We start from the raw sequence: 2,749 nt of genomic DNA, 5'->3' as shown, positions 1-2,749 counted from the left end.
GCGTCCGCTCGTCCAGAAGTGACCACACCCCGGCCAGCTTCGCCCGAAGGTTGGAGGAAGGCTTCATGCTCCGCCATCTTAGAACCAGCAGCCAGGACCTGCAACCTTTATTTCTTTACGCCGCCTTGGTTGCGGCTCCGCCGCACGGCCCTTACTTGATTGCGGCTCCGCCGCACGGCCCTTACTTGATTGCGGCTCCGCCGCACGGGGGCCCGCGGTACGATTCGCCAGCGCCCGTATCGGCCGGCTGCAGAGCCGTCCCGGCGCGCCCCTCGCCTACAGCCCCTTCTTTGCCTCCTTCAGGAAGTCATTGTGCATCTTGTCGAGATCGATGCCTTCGAAGGCCGTGTTGAGTGCCCTCTCGGTGATCTTGTTCTGTTCCCCCAGCATGGCGGCCTTGGCCGGGTCGCCGGCCGGGCCCAGGTCGAGGTAGCCTTTCTGCAGCTCGCGGAAGTAGACCTTCGGGATCTCCTTGTAACGCTGGTTGCGGGTGACGTTGGTGAGCCAGGTGGCGACAGCCCAGCCCTGGGCGTAGCAGAGGCTCGCCTTCTGCATGTACTGGGCGTGGCTCAGATTGATGAACTCCTTGAGCGGAATGAGGGAGCCCGTCCCGAGCGCGTTCTTGACTACCGAGTAGCGCTCCGGGTGGTGGTCCATGAAGCCCATGCGCTTCCCCTTCGGCTCCACGGTGAAGAAGTACTCGGCAAAGCCCTCGTTGAACCACACCGGCGGGTCGTGCTTGAGGAGTGCGTAGTTGATGTACTGGTGAAACCCCTCGTGCTGGAGCACGCCCACTGTCGTCTCGTCGGGCTTCTTGCTCGCGGAGAGGTCCGGAAAGACGAGCTCGTCCTTCGCGCTCGCCCAGTAACCGGCCGAACCCTGCGGTCCGCCGTAGTGGTGGTACTCGTCCATCTCCTTGCACACTCGCGCGACCATGCATTCCTTGATCGGCTCGACCGGCGGGAACACGACCTCGTAGGCATTCACCCGCATCCACTCGATCCGCTCGGCGATGAACTTGGCCAGCGAGATGTCACAGTTGTAGACGACGATGTAGTGGGGGGTGTCGATGAACCTCCAGTTCGCGACCAGCGCCTTCTTGATGCGTTCCCGTTTCTCGGGATCGAGCAGGTCCTCCTCGTCGGCGAGGGCCCGCCCGCGCCGCTCGAAGTCTTCTTCTTCCTCGACCTCCGCGTCGTCTCCAGGGAAGCGGAAACTCTTGATCGAGCTCACGAATGAGGTGACCAGCTTGCGCTGCGGGTAGGGGCAAGTATAAAGGATCAGGTACTCTTCGGTGCCCTGAGCAACCACGCCGGCGGTGATGCAGTCTCCGCTGTAGTTGATCCGCGGCACCGGCTCGAAGGTGTACGAGTAGATGCGGCCGTCCAGTTTGCCGAACTTGGCTTCCTTGGGCTTGGGCAGGGTCACCTCCTCCAACTTGACGTCGCCCGCCACACCCCGCCCCTCGACGTACCTCTTCAAGTTCGCCGCCATCCCCTGAAGGGTCGCCGCGAGGCGCTCTTCAGCATTCTGCGGAGGTCGGTGCAGGGGCGAGGCCGGTCCTTGGGCCGCCTTGCTCTCGTCCTTCTTCCCGTCCTTCTCCTCGGTCTTCCCCGTCACGGCCCCCTCCGCCCTCTCGTAGCGGCAGATCGTGAGCTCGGCGAAGTCGCCCGGCCGGTCGTCCTTGAACTTCGCCACCTCGATCTTCTCCCCGGGCTGGGTGGGCGTCTGCGTCCAGTCGGGTAGGATTCTGAGCGAGAAGCCGTGGTTCTTGTCCTTGTAGGTTCCTGCCTCTGCACGCGGGCTCCACAAGGCAGCCGCGAGCAGGGCGCCATACAGCAGGGGATGAGGGATTCGTGTCATGACTCCTCCAGATCGGCAGGTGGGGACCCTAGGGTGAGGGCGGCTGAAGGGGAACCCTGACGCTCCCGGAGCGGGACCACTCCTCCCACCACCCGGCTAGCTGCTCGGCGCCGCCTCGTCGCAGCCCCCCCAAGAAAAGGTCCCGAAGCACCTAGGCCACGCGGCCAAGCCCTCCGGACCGGCGCCCACGCCTCGCCCGGACGCAACCTTACCGTCGAGGACGGGACATTCAAAGGCCTCTCTGTCAGGCCTGGCTCCGCCGGTGGGAAACGGCCATGCGGAGGCCCGGGCCGACGAGGATGGGTCAACCCGGAGCGTGCCGGCTTGCCGCCTGAATCCCGGCAGACCGCCCACTCCCGCCACGCCCACGGGAGCTCCGGGAGCGTCGATTCCTCCGGGGGATGGCGTCGGTGGCATCCGGGCGGCTCTCGGTAGAGAGGGTGGCCTGCAGCCCCACGGCGTGGCAAGGAGCGTTACACGCACGCGCCAGGGGTCCTCGCCGCGCGGGGTCTGGCGGGGGCCATCGGGGAGTTGCCTACACGCAGCTCCAGGAGCACATGGGGCGGCGAGCTGTATCCGCAGGATGCCGAGAAGCCCCGAAGGGTGCTTCCCAGCCCCTCTGTCATTGGCGCCGCCGATCTGATCCCTTAGTTGCCGCGTCCGGCAATTCGCGATGGTTAGGGCCTGTTAAGAAATAACATGGACAACTATGGGAGCGCCGTGGCGGGTAAACGCGGGCGGATTGTGTAGTTCCAGTCTCCGTGGAAGGCGTGGCGAATCAGGTATAGGGCCGCCAGCTCTTCGTCGGTGACCACGATCTTCGTCGGGTACTTCTCCCGGTCCAGTTCCGCCCGTACCCGCAGTCCCGTCCGCGTCGTTACGGCAC

General features: G+C 65.1%; 2 protein-coding genes. Both read right to left on the bottom strand.

The window, feature by feature from the left end:
- Nucleotides 1–276: 276 nt before the first annotated feature.
- Complete coding sequence (locus tag AB1578_23250) at nucleotides 277–1,863, bottom strand: hypothetical protein (protein ID MEW6490815.1); 1,587 nt, start codon at nucleotides 1,861–1,863, stop codon at nucleotides 277–279.
- A gap of 707 nt (nucleotides 1,864–2,570) precedes the next feature.
- Nucleotides 2,571–2,749: ISAzo13 family transposase (locus AB1578_23245; GenBank protein ID MEW6490814.1), on the bottom strand; the 179-nt coding region annotated here is incomplete at its 5' end.

The sequence above is a fragment of the Thermodesulfobacteriota bacterium genome (assembly GCA_040756475.1).
Classification (GTDB): domain Bacteria; phylum Desulfobacterota; class Deferrisomatia; order Deferrisomatales; family JACRMM01; genus JBFLZB01.
This window is presented reverse-complemented; position numbering and strand designations above follow the sequence as displayed.